At 38.0% G+C, this 23,403-nt stretch carries 15 protein-coding genes; 1 reads left to right on the top strand and 14 read right to left on the bottom strand.

Features of this window, described 5'->3' with window-relative positions; translation table 11 throughout:
* Entirely contained in the window at window positions 1-1,983 is a 1,983-nt protein-coding gene (gene uvrB, locus JOE23_RS08780; RefSeq protein ID WP_204437703.1) for an excinuclease ABC subunit UvrB, read from the bottom strand.
* A 307-nt stretch (window positions 1,984-2,290) separates the two neighbouring features.
* Entirely contained in the window at window positions 2,291-3,877 is a 1,587-nt protein-coding gene (locus tag JOE23_RS08785; protein WP_204437705.1) for a peptide chain release factor 3, read from the bottom strand.
* 200 nt (window positions 3,878-4,077) lie between these two features.
* Between JOE23_RS08785 and JOE23_RS08790 the strand changes: the two genes are divergently transcribed.
* The gene (locus JOE23_RS08790; protein WP_204437708.1) at window positions 4,078-7,266 is read left to right on the top strand and encodes a DEAD/DEAH box helicase; all 3,189 of its coding nucleotides are present in this window, start codon (window positions 4,078-4,080) and stop codon (window positions 7,264-7,266) included.
* 93 nt (window positions 7,267-7,359) lie between these two features.
* On the opposite strand, the gene JOE23_RS08795 is transcribed toward JOE23_RS08790, so the two are convergent.
* From JOE23_RS08795 to atzD, 12 genes are all read right to left on the bottom strand, one after another.
* Entirely contained in the window at window positions 7,360-8,538 is a 1,179-nt protein-coding gene (locus JOE23_RS08795) for a PDZ domain-containing protein (protein ID WP_204437710.1), read from the bottom strand.
* Window positions 8,539-8,830: 292 nt separating this feature from the next.
* A complete protein-coding gene (locus JOE23_RS08800) occupies window positions 8,831-10,306 on the bottom strand; it encodes a S41 family peptidase (RefSeq protein WP_204437718.1) in 1,476 nt (491 codons plus the stop codon).
* 234 nt (window positions 10,307-10,540) lie between these two features.
* Complete coding sequence (locus JOE23_RS08805) at window positions 10,541-11,908, bottom strand: murein hydrolase activator EnvC family protein (RefSeq protein WP_204437719.1); 1,368 nt, start codon at window positions 11,906-11,908, stop codon at window positions 10,541-10,543.
* Between the two features lie 136 nt (window positions 11,909-12,044).
* Window positions 12,045-12,941 (bottom strand): permease-like cell division protein FtsX, encoded by an 897-nt coding sequence (gene ftsX / locus JOE23_RS08810; RefSeq protein ID WP_204437720.1) that lies wholly within the window; start codon window positions 12,939-12,941, stop codon window positions 12,045-12,047.
* The gene (gene ftsE, locus JOE23_RS08815; protein ID WP_204437721.1) at window positions 12,931-13,617 is read right to left on the bottom strand and encodes a cell division ATP-binding protein FtsE; all 687 of its coding nucleotides are present in this window, start codon (window positions 13,615-13,617) and stop codon (window positions 12,931-12,933) included. Before ftsE ends, ftsX begins: the two co-directional genes overlap by 11 nt.
* A gap of 230 nt (window positions 13,618-13,847) precedes the next feature.
* Window positions 13,848-14,714, bottom strand: coding sequence for a YitT family protein (locus JOE23_RS08820; protein WP_204437722.1), 867 nt, complete (start codon window positions 14,712-14,714; stop codon window positions 13,848-13,850).
* A 269-nt stretch (window positions 14,715-14,983) separates the two neighbouring features.
* A protein-coding gene (gene prfB, locus JOE23_RS08825) for a peptide chain release factor 2 (RefSeq protein ID WP_204437723.1) occupies window positions 14,984-16,088 on the bottom strand; the annotation gives its coding sequence in 2 pieces (ribosomal slippage) (window positions 14,984-16,015 and window positions 16,017-16,088; 1,104 coding nt in all).
* A gap of 394 nt (window positions 16,089-16,482) precedes the next feature.
* Window positions 16,483-18,990, bottom strand: coding sequence for a preprotein translocase subunit SecA (secA, locus tag JOE23_RS08830; protein WP_204437729.1), 2,508 nt, complete (start codon window positions 18,988-18,990; stop codon window positions 16,483-16,485).
* Window positions 18,991-19,308: 318 nt separating this feature from the next.
* Complete coding sequence (locus tag JOE23_RS18080; protein ID WP_275581466.1) at window positions 19,309-19,572, bottom strand: solute carrier family 23 protein; 264 nt, start codon at window positions 19,570-19,572, stop codon at window positions 19,309-19,311.
* Entirely contained in the window at window positions 19,478-20,599 is a 1,122-nt protein-coding gene (locus tag JOE23_RS08840) for a solute carrier family 23 protein (protein ID WP_204437731.1), read from the bottom strand. Before JOE23_RS08840 ends, JOE23_RS18080 begins: the two co-directional genes overlap by 95 nt.
* 40 nt (window positions 20,600-20,639) lie before the next feature.
* Window positions 20,640-21,890, bottom strand: a complete 1,251-nt coding sequence (locus JOE23_RS08845; RefSeq protein ID WP_204437732.1) for a citrate transporter — start codon at window positions 21,888-21,890, stop codon at window positions 20,640-20,642.
* Between the two features lie 106 nt (window positions 21,891-21,996).
* Complete coding sequence (gene atzD, locus JOE23_RS08850; protein WP_204437733.1) at window positions 21,997-23,106, bottom strand: cyanuric acid amidohydrolase; 1,110 nt, start codon at window positions 23,104-23,106, stop codon at window positions 21,997-21,999.
* Window positions 23,107-23,403 lie beyond the last annotated feature (297 nt).

A 23,403-nucleotide genomic window follows, 5' to 3' on the forward strand; every position in this document is an offset into this window, starting at 1 on the left:
TCATCCTTCCGCTTTCAATTCAAGAACGAGATCACGCAGTTCAGCTGCCTTTTCAAAATTCAATTCTCGCGCGGCCTGCTTCATCTCTTGTTCCATTTCTTCAATTAGTTTCGCCCGTTCTTTTTGCGTCATTTCTGATAATTTCGGACGATCTGCTTGATAATCAGCTTGATCTTCAGCTGCTATCGTTGCTCGGATCACGTCACGGACCTCTTTATTAATTGTCTTAGGCGTTATACCATGTGCTTTATTATAGGCTTCTTGCTTCTCACGCCGCCTCTGCGTCTCATCAATCGCTCGTCTCATCGAATCCGTGATCCGGTCAGCGTACATAATGACTTGTCCTTCTTCGTTTCGAGCGGCACGTCCCATCGTCTGGATCAATGACCGATCCGAACGTAAAAATCCTTCTTTATCGGCATCTAAAATAGCGACAAGAGAGACTTCAGGAATATCTAAGCCTTCTCGTAACAAGTTAATCCCGACAAGGACATCATATTTGCCCACCCTTAAATCGCGGATGATTTCAATTCGGTCCAACGTTTTAATCTCAGAATGCAAATAAGCAACTTTCATGCCGATTTCTTTCAAATAATCGGTTAAGTCTTCTGACATTTTTTTCGTTAATGTTGTGATAAGCACCCGTTGATCTTTTTTAATTCTTTTGTTAATTTCACCAATAAGATCATCGATTTGACCATCAATCGGGCGAACATCAACTTCTGGATCAAGCAATCCGGTTGGCCGAATGATCTGTTCCGTCATCTTTGGCGTATGCTCTAGCTCATAAGGGCCAGGCGTAGCTGAAACAAAAATAAACTGATTCGCTTTTTCTTCAAATTCAGTAAAGGTCAATGGTCGGTTATCTAGGGCAGAAGGTAATCTAAAACCATGATCTACAAGCACTTGTTTACGTGCTTTATCACCATTAAACATACCACGCACTTGGGGCAATGTTACATGTGATTCATCAATAACAATGATAAAATCATCAGGAAAGTAATCGATTAACGTATAAGGTGTTGAACCCGCTTCACGAAGTGTTAGATGACGAGAGTAGTTCTCAATCCCTGAACAAAAACCCATTTCAGCCATCATTTCTAGATCATAGCGTGTCCGTTGTTCAATACGCTGCGCTTCTAATAATTTATTATTTTCGCGAAAATACTTGAGCTGTTGCTCTAACTCAGCCTCGATATTTTTCATCGCAATCTTTAATTTATCTTCACCGGTAACAAAGTGAGAAGCCGGAAAGATCGCAATATGTTCACGATCGCCAATAATTTCTCCGGTTAATGCGTCAACTTCACGAATCCGATCAATTTCATCACCGAAAAATTCAACACGAACGCAGTGCTCTTCACGTGAAGCAGGGATAATTTCTACTGAATCGCCACGAACGCGAAATGTCCCACGTTGAAAGTCAATATCATTACGGGCATATTGTATATTTACCAAATTTCTAAGCAATTGATCGCGATCTTTTTCCATACCAACCCGAAGTGATAGCACTTGTTTACGATATTCTTCCGGGGAACCCAATCCGTAAATACAGGATACACTCGCAACAATCAGGACATCTTCCCGTTCAAACAACGCCGAGGTCGCTGAGTGTCTTAACTTATCAATTTCATCATTAATACTAGCATCTTTTTCAATAAAGGTATCCGTGGAAGGCACATAGGCTTCAGGCTGATAATAGTCATAATAACTTACAAAATATTCAACCGCATTATTTGGAAAGAATTCCTTAAACTCACTATAAAGTTGACCAGCCAATGTTTTATTATGTGCCATAACAAGTGTCGGTTTCTTTACTTCTTTAATGACATTTGAAATCGTAAATGTCTTTCCTGTTCCAGTCGCACCAAGCAATGTTTGAGCATGTTTTTTACGATTTATACCGTCAACGAGTTCAGCGATCGCTTTAGGTTGATCACCCTCTGGTTTATATTTCGATACTAATTCAAAAGCTTGTCCCATCGCTTATTCCTCCGATCTGTCTATCTACCTTTTTTCCCAACCCATTTATAGCTAAACCTATTATACACAATTTACTTTAAAAATGCGAACGAATATTCGCTTTTTTTAAAAAAGTAACTTATTGTTTCTTAACCCTGTACAATCCAACTAAACCACGAACAACCGTCATTCATTAGTGTACAGTCTTTCTTCCTGTAGCGAATTTGTTTGCTTTCCATAAAACATTTTAGCTTTGACGCTTAAATATTAACACCTAACTAACGTAGGACAAAAAACTTGAGGAAAAATGCTTCCCTCAAGTTTTGATTTAATAAGATTGATCGTATTGATTAACTTCAAATAGATCAATTAACTTTATATCTTTATGTTTATCCGTGAACCAACGTAGTGCAAAATCATTTTTAAATAAGATTAAAAAAGCACCTTCACGATCTTTTACTAATAAGTTTCGTTCATCAAACAAGCTCGTATCAACTTGTTCTTGCTCAAGCCAACGTGGAATTCTTTCACCAATCGATTCTAAGTTTACTTCTACATTATACTCGTGTTTCATACGATGTTCAAATACTTGATACTGAAGTTCACCGACAGCACCAATAATATATTGTTCAAATGGATAGCCCGTAAACAATTGAATCGCACCCTCTTGCACAAGCTGTTCTAATCCTTTCTTGAATTGTTTAGCTTTCATTACATTTTTAGCCGTTACGCGTTTAAACAATTCTGGTGGAAACTGTGGTAATTCATCATATTGAAAGGTATCTTTTCCTGCTAATAATGTATCACCAATCCGATATATACCTGGATCATAAATGCCGATAATATCACCCGGAAAAGCGCGGTCAACGGTATCACGTGATGACGCGACAAATTGTTGGGTTTGCGTCAATTTAATTGTTTTATTCAGTCGTGGTAATTTAACTGTCATTCCACGCTCAAATTCACCCGAGCATACTCTTAAAAAAGCAACGCGGTCACGATGAGCAGGATTCATATTCGCTTGAATTTTAAAAATAAATCCAGAGAATGCTTCATTTTCCGGCTGAACTAGACCCTCTGTTGTTTTTCGTGGCTTTGGATTTGGTGCCATCTCAATAAACGTATCAAAAAAGGTTTGGACACCAAAAGGGGCGAGTGCACTCCCAAAGAAGACAGGCGTTTGATCTCCTTTTAAAACTGACCCTAAAGAAAAAGCATCACCAGCTTCATCGAGTAAAGCAAGCTCATCTACTGCTTCTTGGTATGTCGGGTCTTCTGTTAATTCCGGATGACTTCCCTGTTCAAGTACAGAATAAGGGATATGATTTTCTTCTTCATTCCCATTGAACTGAACGAATTGTTGGTGATAACGATCAAAAATACCTAAAAAACGCTTGCCCATTCCAACTGGCCAATTGATTGGATACGTTTCAATCTCAAGTACTTGTTCAATTTGTTCTAATAATGCTAAAGGATCACGACCCTCTCGATCCATTTTATTAATAAAGGTAAAGATCGGAATACCACGCATTTTACAAACTTTAAATAACTTAATCGTTTGCGCCTCAATCCCTTTCGTTGCATCAATAATCATTACCACACTATCAACTGCCGTTAAGGTCCTATAGGTGTCTTCACTAAAGTCCTCATGGCCCGGTGTATCAAGAATATTGACATGGTAATCTTTATAGGGAAAATTCATCACACTTGATGTCACCGAGATCCCACGTTGTTTCTCAATTTCCATCCAATCAGAAGTCGCGAACTTTCCCGATTTCTTTCCTTTTACCGTCCCGGCTGACCGAATCAACTGACCGAACAGCAATAGTTTCTCCGTTAATGTCGTTTTCCCCGCATCCGGGTGTGAAATAATTGCAAATGTTTTTCGCTTCTTTACTTCTGTTTCAATTGTCATCTGACTACCTTCCATCTGTATTATATATTTTAATAACATTAAACCAATACATGCGTTAAGTTTTTGATATCCGTTTAGAAGTTAGCACACCTTTGTTGATAAAGTCAATTATTAATTGTTCACCTTAAACGGTTAATTTTAGAACAAAATTTGTTATAATAAAGAGATACACATTTATTGTAGTTAATGAGGAGTTTATTATGTCACATTTATTTCTTGAAACAAAAGATATTATAAATATTACCGGGCAGAGATTTTATAAACGAGGGCTAGACTATTTTAATAAAGGACGTGTCAACAGCTTAAGTTATAATCCAACTATTCATTCATGGAGTGCTGTGGTGAAGGGGGCAAACCACTATAATGTGAGAATCTTTTTCTTTGAAAATGATGATTTAGAAGCAACATGTAATTGCCCAGCATACGAAACGCATTATACATGTAAACATATCGCAGCTGTGTTACTTGCCGTCACCAATAAGCAACAACCTGCTCAAATTATTAATGACGAGGCGACAGCCAACGGTACAGACCCCTTTCCCCTAAGGATGATTGACGCCTTTAGTGAGCCTGTTGATCCAACAGTTACTGAGACAGAACGTTTAAAAATTGATTTTATTTTAAATGAAACACGACATAGCGCCAGTCAAGATCCTTTCTTTAAACTAAGTTTAAAAGTAGGCGAACAACAACTGTTTATCGTTAAAGACCTGCAAGGTTTTATTCAAGCCATTGAGTACAAGCAATCGATTAAGATTACCAACAACTTCGCATATCAGCCACAACGCCATGAAATCAATTCAGCTGATATCCACGTGTTAAATTTACTTAAAACGGTGATTGCTCATGCAAATATTTATGCCCACGACTATTTAGACATCGATAAACGCGAGGTTGTTCTACCACCATTTCTATTTGAGTCATTTATAAAACGATTAACTCTGTGCTCATTTCAATTAACGAAGGAAACAGGTGAAGCAACAAATACGCTTACAATCATTGATCAGCTACCTGAGATCAGCTTTGCTATTGATTTAAAAACTGAACAAACATATACCATCGATTTTAGCCAACTTTTTGGTTATCAATTTTCACGTTACTATAACTATTTATATCGCGATCAACACTTCTATTTACTCACGGACGAGCAAAAAGATACACTAACACAAATTTACGCCATTCTGCCCTACCAACAAAAAAAAGTTTACCAAATTAGTAAAGATAAAATGACTTACTTTGTTGGCCATGTCTTACCACATATAAAGCGTTTGGGGACGATTAAGTACAGCAATGAAGCACAAGTAACTATTAAACAATTTCCACTAGAAGTGAAGTTATATATCGAAGAAATTAAACAAGCTTTAAGTGTTACGGTCATCTTTCAATACGGCGACAAACAAATCAATCCATTCGAGAAGCAAAACCCTAATGATACCGTCTTAATCCGAGCTTTTAAAAAAGAACAGCACATTATTGATCTATTGAAAAAATCAGGCTTTCATTACTTAAATCAACGCTTCCAACTGTTCAGTTATGAACGCATTTATCAATTTATCCATGAACAGCTTCCTTTGTTACAAAATGAAGCAACTGTATATCTATCTGAACAAGCCAAAACGCTAAAAGCCGAACAGCAGCCATCATTGGCTACTACTGTTGATCATAATGCTTTTACCGGGATGCTAGATGTCCATTTTAATATCGACGGTATTTCAGATGATGAAATTAAAAATGTATTAAAAGCACTAGTCGAACGAAAGAAATATTATCGACTTAACAATGGTCCGTTAATCAAACTTAGCGATGATGCCTTCCAAGCTTTTCAAACATTTGCTGATCAACTTCAGTTAAAACAGTCAGAGTTACTCGATACACATCTGCAATTAAATACCGCCCAAAGCATTCAAGTTGATCAAGCATTAGCCGGTTATCAACCGAACTATTCGGACACTTTTCATCAATTACTTGAAGCGATTCAACAACCTCAAGCGATTAACTATCGATTGCCGGCAGCACTCCAAGCTGAACTGCGAGATTATCAAAAAGTCGGTTACCAATGGTTTAAAGCACTGGCCCAATATCAGCTTGGTGGCATTTTAGCGGACGAAATGGGATTAGGAAAAACAGTTCAAGCGATCAGCTTCATTGTTAGCGAGAAAGAAACGGACAATAGACAACCTTCACTCGTGATCGCGCCAGCATCATTAATCTATAATTGGAAGTACGAATTTGAAAAATTCGCACCAACATTAGCAGTCGAAGTAGTCGCAGGAAGTAAGCAAGAGCGTCAAAGCTTATTCCAATCAGAAAATACACCAGATGTTTTAATTACATCATACCCTTTAATTAGGAAAGACATAAAAAACTATCAAGCACTTAACTTTGATATCATGATTCTAGATGAAGCACAAGCAATTAAGAATCATTTAACACAAACAGCTAAAGCAACCAAAGCGATCCAAGCTAAGCAACGTTTTGCATTAAGCGGCACACCGATTGAAAATCGGTTAGACGAATTATGGTCGATTTTCCAAACCATCTCTCCTGGATTTCTCGGACCGAAAAGGCAATTTCTACAACATGATAAAGATTATATTCAACAAATAACACGTCCGTTTATCCTGCGCAGACTTAAAAGAGATGTTTTACCAGAGTTGCCTGAAAAAATTGAAATAGAACAGTATACTGAGCTTACTAAAGAACAAAAGCAAGTCTACCTTGCCTATCTCCAACGGATTCAACAACACGTCGACACCGCCATCGAAAATAATCAATTTGAGCAAGGCAAATTAGAAATCTTGGCTGGTTTAACCCGTTTACGACAAATTTGTTGTCATCCAGGCTTGTTCTTAGACAACTATCATGGCCAATCTGGTAAGCTTGATTTATTGCTGACGATTATCGAACAATTACGCGAACAAGACAGACGAATCCTGATCTTCTCTCAATTTTCCAGTATGCTTAAAATGATTGCCCAGCAGGTCAATAAGCATGACTATCAAGCTTTTTACTTAGATGGTCAAACACCCGTTAAAGATCGGGTAACAATGGCAGACCAATTCAACAATGGTGAGAGGGAGCTGTTTCTGATTTCACTAAAAGCTGGCGGAACTGGCTTAAACCTAACAGGCGCAGACACCGTTATCTTATATGATCTTTGGTGGAACCCAGCTGTTGAAGCACAGGCCGCGGGGCGAGCCCACCGGATTGGACAAAAAAACAATGTTGAAGTCATTCGTTTAATTACGAAAGGAACAATCGAAGAGAAAATATTTCAACTACAAGAAAAGAAACGTGAACTGGTTGACGAAATCATCCAACCTGGTGAAACGTTGCTATCCTCACTAGATAAAGAAGAAGTCAAAGCTTTATTAAGCTTTGACCGCTAAAAACAACACGTCTATTTCCTGGGAAATAGACGTGTTGTTTGATTTGAAAAATGAAGCTTAATTAAGATTAGAAGACTCTTTTTAATGGTTCACTCAATTTGCTAACCAGTCTTGATGATCGATCGTAAAAACAAGTCCTAGTTGGTAATGTTCATGTTCATAAAGTGCCCGTTGAACAAAGCGAATTTCGCCTCTTTCATCGATAACATCCAACTTACAAAACGCTCGATTACTTTGCAACGCCTGATAAAAATCATTTGGATCTATTATCGGAACACCATTGACTTTAACAACAGTATCTCCAACAACTAAACCTAAATCAACTGCCGGTGAACCCGGTAATATCGCCAACACCTTTACCCCTTTTTTAGTCGGATTAAACAAAGCCGGGAGTTGCTGATCTTTCATTTTAAAACGATACGCTAACCATTCTCGACCAACTAATGCAATAATGACACTTACAAGTGAAAATAAGCCAATATAATAACCTAATAATGCGGCCGCGATAACAACTAAACCTAAAATAAATAAGTATTGACTAAAACGCTTGGCCGCCTTCGTTGGTAAAGACGCACGAATAACATGTTCAAAACCAATCACAAAGGGAAAGATCATCAAACCATAGCTTGTCCCATTTAATTCAATCACCGGCCACCAATCAGTAGCAAATTCTAAAGTACCGACAGGCCAGAACATGATAATAGGAATCAGGGCAATACGTTTTAAACGATGCTGTCCAATCACTTTACCACGCGCACCCCTGAAAATTTCAGGGAAGGTTTGATCATGTTCAATCGAACGCATCATTAGGGCTTCAATAACAATAAACAGCCCCATGATGGTCGTAAAGGTTACCCAATCTAAAGTCGTTATCTCATCTTGAAGGAAATGAGGTAAGAAATCATGATAATAGGGAGAAAACAAAAGTATAATGGCAGTAAATCCAAATGTATAAGCACTTGATAACCAAGTAAATTTTTTATTTATTGAAAATAACATGGTGAAAAAGATAATAGCTAATAACATGAGATTTGGTAAACTTAACCCTAGCAACATGATAGCAATGGAAATAATAAGACCAAATAAAATACCTTTCAAACGTTGACCATACATTTCATCGAAAATTGGATAAATTTTACTTCCAAATGACTGCCGTTCCTCTTTAATTCGTGTCAGGGAAGCTAATGCTGTTATAATAATAAACCAATATAATAATGGATTTAATAAAAAGCGACCTAGCGCCTTTGCGATCTCGATAAACCATAATTCCATCCTTCTACCCCCACTTCTTTGCTGATGATGTCTTTTATAAAACGGACCTTCAATCCGTGGGCTTTTTCGTTCTTCGCCCACGGATTGGTCGTTGAGTGAATCAGGACATGAGCATCCGTTATCTCCCGCCTAAACAGATGAGCTCTACTCGCTATTTTGTGACGAGTTTTTTACAGATGGTTATCTGTGATTAAATAAACTTCTACTATATAATATAGCATAGATTAGCGAATAGAAGTTTTTAAGATCGAAAAAAATGTAATGAATAAAAAAACCGCCGTTTGGCGGTTTTTTATTCAAATAGTGCTTCTAAAGCTGCTTCCATTTGTAAATCATCTTCATTGTTGCGAATCCGCTCAATAATATCATAAGCTAATAATTCGGCGGTTTCTTCATTAAGCTCTCCTGTTACTGATAAATCGCGATCAGTTTGATATTGCGAAATAGCATCTTCTGTTGCTTCACTAAAGTAACCGTCCTCTCGATCAACATCATAGCCTAATCCGTCCAACATAATCTGAGCAAACTTGATATTATCATCACTGTCATCATAAGATAAAGTCTGATCAAGCTGAATCGGAGCGGTATAATAATAATCTGGTTGAGCCACTTCTCTTGTTGGTGCTACACCAACCTCATCAACAGAATTGCCTTCTGGAGATAACCACTTCAAAATCGTTAACTTAAGCGAACTTCCATCTCCCATTGGAATCGTACTTTGAACCGTTCCCTTTCCAAAACTGTTCATCCCAATAATTTCAGCATCAATCGTTTCTTTTAATGAGATGGCCAATATTTCTGAAGCAGATGCACTCCCTTCATCAATCAACACACTGATCGGATAATCTTTTGGCTCGTCTAAATTGGAGAAAAAGCGTTCGACATTATCTTTACCGTCAGCAATTTGCATATAAGGTTGGTCACTTGAGACGAACAATTTTAGTATATCTTCAATTACTGGCAGCAAACCACCTGGATTCCCACGAACATCAATCACTAAGCCGTCTATCCCCTGCGCTTCTAAATCAGCTAATTGTTCTTGAAAATCCTCAGCCGTATGTTCAGAGAAAGAAGTTAATTGAATCACCCCTGCTTGCTGATCAGTAAGCTCCACCATTTCTGAATAAACGGTTTCTAATGGAATGGTGTCACGAACTAACGTATAAGTAATCGGATCAGATACGCCCGGTCTTTCAATCTCTAATGAAACTTCTGAACCTTTTTCACCTCTAATTTTGGAAACAGCTTCAAATAAATCTAAACCATCTAAACTCTCATCATCGACTGATACCACTTGATCATTTGGCCTTAAACCCGCTTTCTCTGCTGGGGAATCTTTAATCGGTGCAATAATCGTCACTTTACCATCAACCATACTAACTTCTGCACCAATTCCCTCAAAAGATGATTCAATCTGTTCATTAAATTGTTCCATTGTTTCCTGATCCATATATTCACTGTATGGGTCATCGAGTGTGGCCAACATACCGCGAACCGCACCTTCAATGAGTTGCTGATCAGATACTTCATTTAAGTAATTTTCCTGAATCGCACTAAACGCTTGCGTCACTTTTGGCAAAGGAATCGAATCAGATAAATCTTCAAGCATTTCTTTATATTCTTCTTCTGTCATAGACTGTGCTGACTGCTCAGTTAATGGATTAGCTTGATCACTGGCGGTTAAATCAATAACAAAATAGGTTCCAAAACCGCCAATAGCAATAGCTAATGTAAGCAGCAACGCTAGCATACTTTTGTTTACATGCACATGCTTCACCTCAATAAATAATCTTGTTTATACAGTGTACCATAAAATGACCAATCAGTGGGCATTGAGTGAATTAGTGGGCATTATCTTCCGTTAACGCCCACCTCAATCAATTGGTCTCTGCCATCTTGGGCTGTTTACGGACGGTTATCTGTGGTAAAAGTGTGTAGAAAAGGCACCACAACGTAACGTGCGATGCCTTTGATAATATAATATGAAATTTTCAGATCGATATTACGGTAAATACGGAATTGGGTCAATACCATTACCTTGACTCCACTGACCATTATGAACTTCAAAATGTAGATGATCACCAAATGATCTGCCCGTATTACCCATTGTTCCAATTTGTTGACCTTGACTAACGGTTTGACCTAAACTAACTCCTAATGTATGAAGATGAGCATAAACCGTTGACATATTAATATCAGGGTGATAAATGTAAATAACATTTCCATAAGACTGCGAATATGCCGACCGTGTCACTCGACCAGAAGCAGCAGCATAAATTGGCGTGCCTTCTTCATTGGCAATATCAATCCCGTTATGAAAGCCTCCCCCATTAAAATCTCTCCAACCATGACCGGAACTTAATCTACCCTGAGCTGGCCAAATAAACGGAGCACTTCCTCCACCACCACCGGTTTGAGGTGAATTATTTGAAGAATTATCTTCATCAGCTAATTGTTCAGCTTGACGTTCCTCTTTTTCACGTTCTTCCATTAATTGGCTTATCACTGCTTCTTGATCAGCTAAAGCTTGACGCTCTTCCTCTATAGACATAGTAAGTTCTTCTAAATGGTTATGTTCATCTTCTAACTCTGAAGCAACTTCCATTTGCTCGTTCCGCTGTTGATTTAATTGTGCTTGTAATGTTGACAATTCTTCTTCTTGGCTAACAAGAATAGAACGTTGTCCCTCCAATTCAGCTCTTTCGCTGTCTAACTTTTCTTTATCAGCAACAAGCTGTTCTTGCTTCTCCTCAACTGTCGTACGTTTTGCTTCAAGATCTTCTTTATCCGCTTGTTGTGCTTCCATAATATGACGATCAGAGTCCATAATTTTATTTACTGCAGTCGCGCGGTTAATAAAATCACCAAAGTTTTGTGCGCCAAATAGCACTTGTAAGTAGTTAATATTACCACCATTATGTTGAATCGAACGTAAACGCTCCTTAATCAGCTCATCTCGATTGGCAATTCGATCTAACAAATCCTCAATCTCTTCACCTAATACATCGATTTCATCTTCTGTTTCTTCAATATTTCCCTCTGTTTCAGTAATAGATGTTTCAATTCTATTAATCTCTTCATTTGTCAAACTAATTTCATTCTGTTTATCTACTAGGCTGTCTTCTGTAACCTCTAAATCCTCATCAATCTCAGCTATCCTATCTGATACTTCACCTTGACGACGTTCATTTTCTGCAATTTTTTCTTCGGCATCGCTAGCATTCTCATCAATACTTTGTCTTTCTTGCTCAAGTTCTTCAAGTTCAGCTTCTAATTCAGAAATGCTTTGTGCTGAAATAGATTCAGACAGCGACAAAAATAATCCAATAGATAACAGAAAAGCAATTATATAGACCATTAACCTTTTCATGGTAAAACCCTCCACTTCAGCTTAAAAATAATGCATTGATTTATGTAAGAAAGACAGCTATCGAGCTATCCTTCATGCTATTTACCTTTAAGTTTTATATTCTATTTAAAAAGTGAAGTCTCTTAATTTAAGAGACTTACACCTTAAGAAATTTACGGACACTCATTACACTACCCCAAACACCAATAACAGCACCTATTAGTAAAATTAAACCAGCTAGTTGCCATACAAATGGCGTGAAAGGTAACAATTGAATAAAGTCAAATTGATTAACAGCACCCATGTTTTGATCAATATAATAGTAGCCTGTAAACAACACTGCAATCGGAAGAATACTTCCGAGAATACCTAATAACAGCCCCTCAACAAAGAACGGCCATCTAATAAACCAGTTCGTTGCACCCACGAGTTTCATAATTTCGATTTCTTTACGGCGGGCAATAATCGTAATTTTAATCGTATTCGAAATTAAGAAAATGGCGGTAAAGACAAGGGCAACAATAAGCACCGCACCTACAATTCGTGCATAATTGTTAAAGGTAAACAAATTTTGCACAACATCTTGTCCATAGTTAACACGATCTACATAATCAAAATCTTCGATGATCACATCAGCAATTGCCACCGTATCTTGTGGTTCCTCAGCAGTGACAACAAACGCATCATTTAATGGATTATCTTGTTCAAACAACCCCCATGCTTCACCTTGTTCGCCCATACTCGTCATTAAATCTTGTAACTCTTCATCTCGAGAAGAGAAGACAACAGATTCGACATTATCCAAACCATCCAATGCTTCACCAAGTTCTTCTATTTCTTCCTCATTAGCTGTTTGATCCACAAGTACTTTAATTTGTACATCTTCTTCAAGACCAGATGCAATATAATTTAAGTTAAGCACTAATGCTAAAAATACAGCCACAAGAATCAAGGTTGTAGTAACCGCTGCAACTGACGCTAAGGTCATCCAACTGTTTCGCCAACTGTTTTTTAAACCTTCTTTAAAATGCCTTTTTAATGTTCTAAACTTCATAGCCATACTCACCTCTGTGCTGGTCACGAACAATTAAGCCACCTTCAATGGCAATAACGCGACGTTTAATCGTGTTGACAATTTCTTTACTGTGGGTAGCCATGATTATGGTCGTACCTGTTCCATTAATTTCTTCTAATATTTTCATAATTTCCCAAGACGTATCTGGATCTAGATTTCCGGTCGGTTCATCTGCAATTAATAGTTTTGGATAGTTAGCCATCGCTCGAGCAATTGCCACACGCTGTTGCTCTCCCCCTGATAATTCATCAGGAATAAAACGGGCCTTATTCTTTAGGCCGACTTGATCAAGTACCTCCATGACACGTTTTCGAATTTGACGTGGTGACTCTTCAACCACCTCTAGGGCAAAAGCAACATTCTCATAGACCGTCATTTTTGGTAGTAATTTAAAATCTTGATAAACCACACCAATCTCACGACGTAATAAGGGCACATCACGCCATTTCATTTCTAGCAAATCTTTATTATTGACGCGAATTTGACCACTTGAAGCCATTTCTTCACGAAAAATCAGCTTGATGAAAGTTGATTTACCTGCACCGCTTTGTCCAACTAAATAGACAAATTCTCCTGGGTCAATATTTATATCGATACCATTTAAGGCAGTTACACCATTGGGGTAAGTCTTTTTGACTTGTTGCATCTCTATCATAAGTTTAATCACCTTTAAATTATTATTAGATTCTACATGTTCTACATGGATTCAATCACCAAATGTCGAATCAGTGAATCTATTACATTATAACATCTATATCGACTTTTTTTACTGTTTTTTTTATTACATTTTTATTTCAAAACGTGCTATAATTTGCTTATCTATCAGTAGAAGTAAGTATATAGGCCCATTTTATACCATTTCTTTTTACCTAAAAAAAGAAGGGCTCAGCTTCTGCTAAACCCTTCACCAATCACTTCACTTGCATTCATAACAACGATAAACGCGTTAGGATCGATTCTTTTGATCAGTTGCGTCGTTTTACTAAATTCACTTTGATTAACGACACACATGACCATTTTCCTTTTTTCTTTTGTATAACCACCTTCAGCCTGCCAAACCGTTAACCCACGATCAACTTCGTTTAATAACACTCCTCTAACTTCTTCAACAAAATCTGTGATAACCATAATGCTCTTCGATGTATTTAGGCCGACTTGGACCAAATCAATCGTTCGACTCGTCACAAACAAGCCGACTAATGCATATAAACCTTGTTCAACTGAAAAAACAAAAGTAGCTGCCAAAACGATAATTCCATCAAAAAGAGCGATACATATTCCAAAAGGTAACGGAACAAACTTGTGTAAAATTTGTGCAGCTAAGTCGATGCCACCTGTTGAACCCTTACCTCTAAAAACAATACCAATTCCTAGTCCGCAAGCCATACCGCCGAAGATGGCTCCTAACAACGGGTCAGGGGTTGCTGGCTGCCATTGACTCGTTAGCGAAACGAAGAACGGCATCATAATCGTACCAACAAATGTTTTCAGTCCAAACTTCTTTCCTAATATAATCGTACCTATTATAAACAATGGTATGTTTATTGACCATTGAACAATGGAAGGTTGCCAATTAAATAATGCCCTTAAAATCGTACTAATACCTGCTACACCACCAGATGCAATATCATTTGGTAGCAAAAACAAATTAAATCCGCTCGCAATAAAAAAAGCACCTAACAAAACAAGTCCATATTCGAGCACGAGGACTAACTTAGTCGGCAACGGTTTTCGTCGATATCTAGCTATCATCCGATCCACCTCTATTCTCTTTTGTTTAGCCTTATGGAGTATACCATGATCGTGATCAGACGACAACTGTCTTTAACCCTTTAGCACATTAAAACGAACCTTCAATCAGTGGGATTTTGTCGTTGAGTTGGTGTTGTTCTATAACAATAGGACGAGTTGTTCGTGAGTAAGTCGATTTTACTCGGGAGTGAAAAGTTTCTATTTGTAAGTATCTATAGCACTAAAGAAATCGAACGGTCAATGACCCTTCGATTTCTTTTTATGCCCCATTAGTTATTCATTTGTTGGCGCAGGTAAGCGTCAATAAATGGATCGAGATCGCCATCTATAACGCCTTGTGTATTACCCACTTCAAGATTGGTACGATGATCCTTAATCATTGAATAGGGATGAAACACGTAAGAGCGAATTTGACTGCCCCAACCAATTTCTTTTTGTTCACCACGTAATGCATTTATTTCTGCTTGTTGCTTATCTATTTCTAATTGATAAAGTTTAGCCCTTAACATCTTCATCGCTTGATCACGATTTTTTATTTGCGATCGTTCGGATTGACAAGTAACAACAGTGTTTGTTGGGATATGTGTAATACGTACAGCTGAATCAGTGGTATTTACGTGTTGTCCGCCTGCTCCACTGGCACGGTAAGTGTCTATTTTTAGATCTTCTTGATTCACCTCAGTATCAATATCATCATCCATCTCCGGCATCACATCACATGAAACAAATGATGTATGGCGTCGACCTGAAGAATCAAAAGGTGAAATCCGCACTAAGCGATGGACACCTTTCTCAGCTTTCAAATAACCATACGCATTGTGGCCTTTAATCAATAAAGTCACACTCTTTACTCCTGCCTCGTCCCCAGGCAAGTAATCGAGTGTCTCGACTTTAAAGTTTTTCTTTTCTGCCCAGCGTGTATACATACGTAATAGCATACTTGCCCAATCCTGCGATTCCGTTCCACCAGCACCCGGATGCAGTTCCAAAATGGCATTGCTCTTATCATACGGTTCACTGAGTAAAATAAACAGCTCGAATTGATTTAGTTTTGCAGAAAGATCTGTTAATTCAGCTTCTAATTCAGCTTTTAGGTCTGGATCAGCTTCTTCTTTTACTAATTCATAACTCACTTCAGCGTTTTCTAGCGCCTCAACATGCTCGTCAAAAGTATGAACCAATTCCTTAATGCCGTTCGCTTCACTAATTATTTTTTGTGCGGCTTGTTGATCATTCCAAAAATCCGGATCGGCCATTTCAGCTTCTAATTCAGCAATGCGTGTACGTTTCTCTTCTAAGTCAAAGAGACCCCCTAAAATCCGCGATTCGTTTATTAAATTTCTCTAACTCTTGCTTGATTTCAACTAATTCCATTTGCTCACCTCATATAAATATATTGACAATGTTAGAATGAGCCTGGGACAAAAGCGTCATTAGAAAAGTAAAATCCGAACATTCATACCTGAGGACATATGACGCTTCGGCAAAATACTTCGCTTTCCGCGGGCACGCTTAGGATGTAGGTCAATTAGATGTTGTCACGGGTTTAGTCTAATATTCCACTGTGTGAAGAAGGACGCTTCACACAGTGGATCTTCAGCTTGTGCTATTCCCACAGGATAAGGAAAGCCTCATTGGTCATACATCGCACGAAGAAAATCGTTCTTTATTTTCGAGGAGTCTTCGTATTTTTCCTGCACTTTGTCCATATTGTTCGGATTTTCATTACTTCTGTTTAGTTTTGTACCAACCTCAAAATAAGTTATTATTAGCGGCCATGACATTGCTTATACTTTTTGCCGCTGCCACAAGGACAAGGATCATTTCTTCCAACATGATCCGTTTTAACGATCGGTGCCTTTTTCTTTTGCTTCTTACTTTGATCACCAGATACAGCTGTTGCGTTTTTAGCGACTTCTTGACGCTTTAAATTTTCACGGACTTGTGCTTTCATCACATAGCGGGAAACATCTTCATTAATCGATGCTACCATCGCTTCAAACATCGCAAAACCTTCCATTTGGTATTCGCGTAATGGGTCATTTTGTCCGTAGGCTCTTAAGTGAATGCCTTGTCTCAATTGATCCATTTGATCAATATGATCCATCCACTTCGTATCAACTGTACGCAGAAGGATAACTTTTTCAAATTCACGCATTTGTTCTGAACCCATATCCGCTTCCTTAGCGTCATATTTCTCAAGAACTTTTGCCATAATCAGCTCAATCATTTGTTCAGAATCTTTTCCTTTTAGATCCACTTCTGCTAGATAATTTTCTTCTATTAAATTGGCATGTGCATAATCAATGATCGCATGTAAATCCCAAAGGGTATCGTCATCATCCTGGGTATGTGCTTCAACCATTTCTCTTACAACCGTTTCTATCATTTTAACAACAATATCACGTAAATTTTCAGAGGTAATCACATCATAACGCTGTTGATAAATAATTTCTCGTTGCTCACGTAACACATCATCGTAAGATAATATATTTTTACGTGCATCAAAATTATTACCTTCTACCCGTTTTTGAGCTGATTCTACAGCTTTTGATACCATTTTACTTTGAATCGGCTGGGAATCATCCATCTTAAAGCGATCCATCATCGCCTTCATATTGTCTGAACCAAAACGACGCATCAAGTCATCTTCCATTGAAAGATAGAATTGTGTCACACCTGGATCACCTTGACGACCTGAACGACCTCTTAACTGGTTATCAATCCGACGTGATTCGTGACGCTCCGTACCAATAACAGCAAGACCACCTAATTCAACGACGCCATTGCCTAACTTGATATCCGTACCACGTCCAGCCATATTGGTTGCAATCGTAACCGCACCGCTTTGCCCAGCATCTTCAATAATTTCTGCCTCTCGATAATGATTTTTCGCATTCAAAACATTGTGTTTGACACCCGATTTTTTTAAGAGTTGGGAAATCAACTCAGACGTTTCAACAGCCACAGTCCCTACCAATACAGGCTGCCCTTGTTGATGACGTTCTTTAATTTCTGCTACTAACGCTTTAAATTTCCCTTCCATGGTTTTAAAAATTAAATCCGGCTTGTCATCACGAACGATCGGTTTATTCGTTGGAATCGCCACAACATCCATATTATAGATATTTCGGAATTCTTCTTCCTCTGTTTTAGCCGTCCCGGTCATCCCTGCTAACTTCTCATACATGCGGAAGAAGTTTTGAAAAGTGATCGAAGCAAGTGTCATGCTTTCATTTTGAATTTGCAAGCCCTCTTTCGCTTCAATAGCTTGATGAAGACCATCACTATAACGGCGACCTTTCATCAGACGACCGGTAAATTGATCCACAATCACGACTTCGCCCTCTTCAACAACGTAATCCGTATCACGATGCATCGAGGCATGTGCTTTTAATGCTTGATTGACATGATGCGTTAACGTCACGTGATTTAAATCAAATAAATTCTCTACACTAAAGAAGTACTCGGCTTTGGTGATTCCCTCTTCCGTTAACTGAACCCCTTTTGTTTTTTCATCATATGAATAATCTGCATCTTTTCTCAATGTTCGAACAAACGAATTAGCCTGTTGATAAAGTGATGCCGATTTACGAGCTGAACCCGAAATAATTAAAGGTGTTCTTGCCTCATCGATTAGAATCGAGTCGACCTCATCAATAATTGCAAAGTGCAATGGGCGTTGAACCATCTGCTCTTTATATAGCACCATATTATCTCTTAAATAGTCAAAACCAAATTCATTATTCGTTCCGTAAGTAATGTCTGCTTCATATGCTTTACGTTTTTCTTCTTTAGACAAACTATTGACATTTAACCCGACCGTTAGACCAAGAAATTCAAACAGTTGTCCCATTTCACGCGCATCACGATCAGCTAAGTACTCATTGACAGTGATAATATGCACGCCTTTACCAGAAAGGGCATTTAAATAAGCCGGCATTGTCGATGCTAATGTCTTTCCTTCACCTGTTTTCATTTCGGCAATATTACCTTCGTGTAAAACAGTTGCACCTATTAATTGGACAGGAAATGGTCGCATCTTCAAAACACGTTTCGAACCTTCGCGAACAACAGCATATGCTTCTACTAGCAAATCATCAAGCGATTCTCCATCTTGATAACGTTGTTTAAATGCTTCCGTTTTTGCTCTTAATTCTGAATCAGATAATTGCTCATATTCAGACTCTAATGCTTCAATTTGATCAACTGTCGTCTGAATCTGATTCAATTGACGTTGATTACCGTCAAACACTTTTTTTAATAATCCACGCATGCTCTACGCTCCTCTATTTCATAAAGATAGCTCTTTAAAAAAGCCCATTTGTCTAATTTTTATCATAACACTTGCGATTGTCAAAAACAAGAATCAAGCTATAAAGATAATCAAGTGGATAGCTTTAACGATAAATTCGTTAATGATCAGTATAAAACGAACATTAGCGTCCGTTATCACTGACCTAAATTAATTTGCTCTACTCTCTAATTTGAGTGGAGTTTACGAATGGTTATCTGTGATAAAAAGCTAAAAACCTCGCCACAAAAGACGAGGTTTTTAGTTAAACCATTAAAGACAATTAGAATAAGCGTACATCTATTTGTCTGGCAACAATAAGTTCAATATAATACTTAATAATGCAGCGGGAACAACTCCTGATGTCAACACTATTTGAACATTAAAGGGTAGTTGTTGAGTCGCTTCCGGTACAAGACTTAAGCCCACCCCTACGCCTAATGATACAGCTATAATTAACATATTCCGACTATTCATTTTTATTTGTTGCATAAGATTTAAACCTGAGACGGCGACCATTGAAAACATGGCAATAGCCGCACCACCTAACACCGGTTCGGGCATAACTGATACGATTGTGGAGAACTTCGGGACTAAAGCAAGTAAAATAAGGAGCATCCCCCCCTACTTTCACTATATGTTTGCTGAATACGCCTGTTATATTGACCACACCAACATTTTGTGTGTAAGAGGTGTTTGGAAATGCATTAAACAATGCAGCAATGCTACTCGATAAACCATCCGCCATAATTGCTCCACTCATCTCTTTATCAGTTGGTTCACGCCCTTCAGCCCCTTTGGTTAGAGCTGCCACATCACCTAAGGTTTCTATTGAAGTAGCCAAATACATAAGCACCATGGATATAATAGCAACCGGCTCAAAAGACCAACGATATTGAAGTGGCTGTGGAAATGACACCCAATTACTATTGGCTACTTCTGAAAGATCAACAAGCCCCCACAAAAACGAAATAAGATAACCAATCACAATCCCAAATAATATCGAAGAAGATTTCAAAAATTTATATTTACTCTGGTGAAAGAAGATAATAGCTGTTAACACCATACTCGCTATCGAAAGATTCTTAATACTACCTGTATCGACGCTCCCTGCCGCTTGCTCGATTCCAACTGGAATTAGTGTTATACCAATTGTTAGGACAACAATAGCCCCTATAAGAGGTGGAAAGAGCTTGTGTAATAACTTAAGGTTTTTACCAATGATAAATTCAAGCATTCCGCCGATAAAAGCCGCTCCAAAAACGGCACCAATTCCAAAATCAGCTGCAATGGCTAAGCTTGTCGATATAAAAGCATTGCTTGTCCCCATCACAATTGGAAGACCTGAGCCCACGCTTTTTATACGAACGACTTGAATAATCGTGGTTACGCCCGAAATGAATAAAGCTGATTGAATTAATACTGTTGTTTCTTGAGCTGATAATTCTAGCAAAGCGGCCATAAGTAAAGGTAGCGTAGCATTTGCTGCAAACATAGCTAATATGTGTTGGAAAGCTAGCGGTATGCTCTTTTTTATCGAAGGTTTATCTTTCATTCCATAGATTATATCTAATTCTGGTTGTCCCTTCACGTGATCATCACCTAACGTAAGTTATGAATTTTTAGAATAATCAGACAAAAATGACGGCTATTATAATAACAAGACCTAACATGCCAACGACGTACTTAGCTTGGGATTTTATCACGTCAATGATTTCAAGGTTAAATCCTTTAGCTAAAGCGGCAACATTAATTTGAACGGGACTAACTTGAGTACCTAGTCCTGTCGCAATAGCGACAAATCCCATTGCTTCAGAAGGAAGACCCAATACAGCAAGGGTTGGTAGTATTAATGTTAATACACCTGCGGCAAAAGCACCAGAAGGAATTGCTATTAAAAATGCCAATATCATCGCAACTGGCAATACAAGCGGTGTTGGAACTTGACTAGCTAACGCAGCAACTTGTTCAAACAATCCTAATTCAGCAATCATATTGATAAAGCCTAAGAATATACCAACAGAGAACAGCGTCGTTAGTATAAATTTAGATCCATCTATTAGCGCTTCACTGGTTTCATTAGCAGTGAGCGGTGTTAAGACAACTGTTAACAACGCCGTAAATATAATAGTAGTAGCAGGTGTAATTAAAGTAACACCTAGTAAACTATTGATATTTCCACCAAATACAACCATGATTAATAGGGCGATAGCAGGCAAAGCATATTGGATTAGCTTCATATTTGATGTGTCGTTAATATTATTCTGATTAGCCTCTTTATTACTAAATGCCCCTCGTTTATGGACACCATAAATGGCTAACCCTATTGCAAGTAAGTAAAATACAATAACAAAAGGAAACATTGACGAGGCATGTGCCGTTACTTCACGGGTAGCACTCTCAGCCGTTAACGCTGTTTCCGTTGAGGCAGGTGATGTTGTAAACCCAATTGCTGATATAATAGCCATTGCTGCAATTACCTCAGGTACCGCTCCAATAGCCGCAGCCATTAATGGCGCTGTTACCATTGTATTGCCTGCACCCATACCAGCCATATACGTAGCTAACCCTTGGATTAACACAATAATTCCAGCTAATATGCTAATTTTACCTTTCAATGTTCTTCTTGCTAACTCTATTAAAGCTTGAATACTTCCAGCTCTTGAAACCATTACTGCTGCTGAAGCATATAGAATAGGTATAGTAATACTTAACATATTTGCAATTCCATCTAAAAATATGTCTGAAGCTTGGGCAATACTTATTCCGCCAATAACCATTGCTGTTGCACCACCTATAATTCCAGCAACAAGCATATGTTTCTTAATAAACAATAAGATTAATATTAAAATAACGGGAATTAAATGAATAAATAGATCCATATTTATCACTCCACTTTATAGATTTAACATTTCTTTTAACATTTTTAGAACGGTTAGAGTTTAAAAAATCAAGAGAGATGCCCTTACCCTCCTGATCTTTTAATTTTTAGCGCTTTGCAATAACTGCGATTGGACCACCACCTGCCGGTCCTTGGTGCTCAGCCCCTCCCGATACGTACACCATTGGATCTCCTACAACACTTGCAATCACACCATTTACAACAGAACGAGCCTGACGCGTATGATTAATATCAGAATCAGTTAGCATTGTATTTCGTCTATTTCTAACAAGACCACTTGGATCTGCTTCTGCTTTCGCTAACACATTTACAATGCGATCCTTTTCCATTTCAGATGGTAAACCATTAATTTCTACGCCACTATTTTTAATCGCTAGAAGGACATTGTCTATATCAATGGCATCATTCATAACACTATGACCAATCTTATATGGGCTTATGGAAGCCGTTGAATTCCCCATCACTATAATCTCACAGTTCATCAGTTCAACACCTGCCGATGTCGACGCTACCCCGGAAAACAGTGAAAAATCTGACAATATAGAGTCACTACTTACATCTGCTTTGTCAACCTCTCCTAAGGCAACAGCTACACCAAGAGCTGAAGCACCCCGAGAATATCCCATTGACTTGTATGTGTCCTCAACAACAACCTCTTTTCCCCGCAACTTGGCTTCCTGGATTCGTTCTGACGTTAATAATGGGCATTTAATTTGGACAAAGTGGACATCCTCTTTATTTTCAATTCCAGAATCAAGAATGAGCTGATTAACTGTTTGATGGACTTCTTCTACCATAACCGTCGTTCCAATCTCCTCAGGTAGAAATGCTCTTGTAAATCCTACATTAACGGCTAGCGCTTTATCGATCTGCTCTTGATGACTTAAATCTATTTCTTTTTTAGTGAAAATCATCGCGTGGGGAGACATTACACCTTCTGTCCCACCTGACATAACAAAAGCTACCTTGTCAGCAATTTCTTCTTCTGACAGTTTTAATTGATCAGCCAAGTATTTTTTAAAGACAGTGGTGGAAAATCCTCTAGTAAAATCATTAACACAACCATTACCCTCTGTTTTTGCTAATATGGCGATAATTTCTTTTGGATTAATCTTTTTTTCAACAACATACTTTTTAAGCTGTGAGATATCATCAGGGGATCCCATCGGAATTTTATAAACTTGAATATCCATCATCTGCTTTTTCCTCCTTCATTTAGTAGTGTTAAGTACTAAGTAAATCACCATTTAAGAAAGCGATTACTTATAGTTTCCTCTTCATTATTATTTATAGCTTATCACGAGCTCAAGTCTAAATCATTGTTAACACTAGCCAAAACAATAGTCTGTTTCTTAGCACAATACCACTAATTTAAATCTAGTTTTTTCAAAAAAGAAGTCAAATTGGTTGATACCCGTTAATTTTTATATAAATAGTAAAAACAAACCTTATTTATTTAGGGGATGATATAAAAAGTATGCTTTAATGTAAAG

Source organism: Amphibacillus cookii, from assembly GCF_016908375.1.
GTDB classification, from domain to species: Bacteria; Bacillota; Bacilli; order Bacillales; family Amphibacillaceae; genus Amphibacillus_C; species Amphibacillus_C cookii.

Excerpts from the sequence above, each read along its gene's own strand:
- JOE23_RS08790 (WP_204437708.1), top strand. The coding sequence starts at position 4,078 with ATGTCACATTTATTTCTTGAAACAAAAGATATTATAAATATTACCGGG.
- JOE23_RS08785 (WP_204437705.1), bottom strand. The coding sequence starts at position 3,877 with ATGACAATTGAAACAGAAGTAAAGAAGCGAAAAACATTTGCAATTATT.
- atzD (WP_204437733.1), bottom strand. The coding sequence starts at position 23,106 with ATGATGGATATTCAAGTTTATAAAATTCCGATGGGATCCCCTGATGAT.
- JOE23_RS08820 (WP_204437722.1), bottom strand. The coding sequence starts at position 14,714 with ATGATAGCTAGATATCGACGAAAACCGTTGCCGACTAAGTTAGTCCTC.
- secA (WP_204437729.1), bottom strand. The coding sequence starts at position 18,990 with ATGCGTGGATTATTAAAAAAAGTGTTTGACGGTAATCAACGTCAATTG.
- ftsX (WP_204437720.1), bottom strand. The coding sequence starts at position 12,941 with ATGAAGTTTAGAACATTAAAAAGGCATTTTAAAGAAGGTTTAAAAAAC.
- JOE23_RS08805 (WP_204437719.1), bottom strand. The coding sequence starts at position 11,908 with ATGAAAAGGTTAATGGTCTATATAATTGCTTTTCTGTTATCTATTGGA.
- JOE23_RS18080 (WP_275581466.1), bottom strand. The coding sequence starts at position 19,572 with ATGCCCGAACCGGTGTTAGGTGGTGCGGCTATTGCCATGTTTTCAATG.
- uvrB (WP_204437703.1), bottom strand. The coding sequence starts at position 1,983 with ATGGGACAAGCTTTTGAATTAGTATCGAAATATAAACCAGAGGGTGAT.
- ftsE (WP_204437721.1), bottom strand. The coding sequence starts at position 13,617 with ATGATAGAGATGCAACAAGTCAAAAAGACTTACCCCAATGGTGTAACT.
- JOE23_RS08795 (WP_204437710.1), bottom strand. The coding sequence starts at position 8,538 with ATGGAATTATGGTTTATCGAGATCGCAAAGGCGCTAGGTCGCTTTTTA.
- JOE23_RS08845 (WP_204437732.1), bottom strand. The coding sequence starts at position 21,890 with ATGGATCTATTTATTCATTTAATTCCCGTTATTTTAATATTAATCTTA.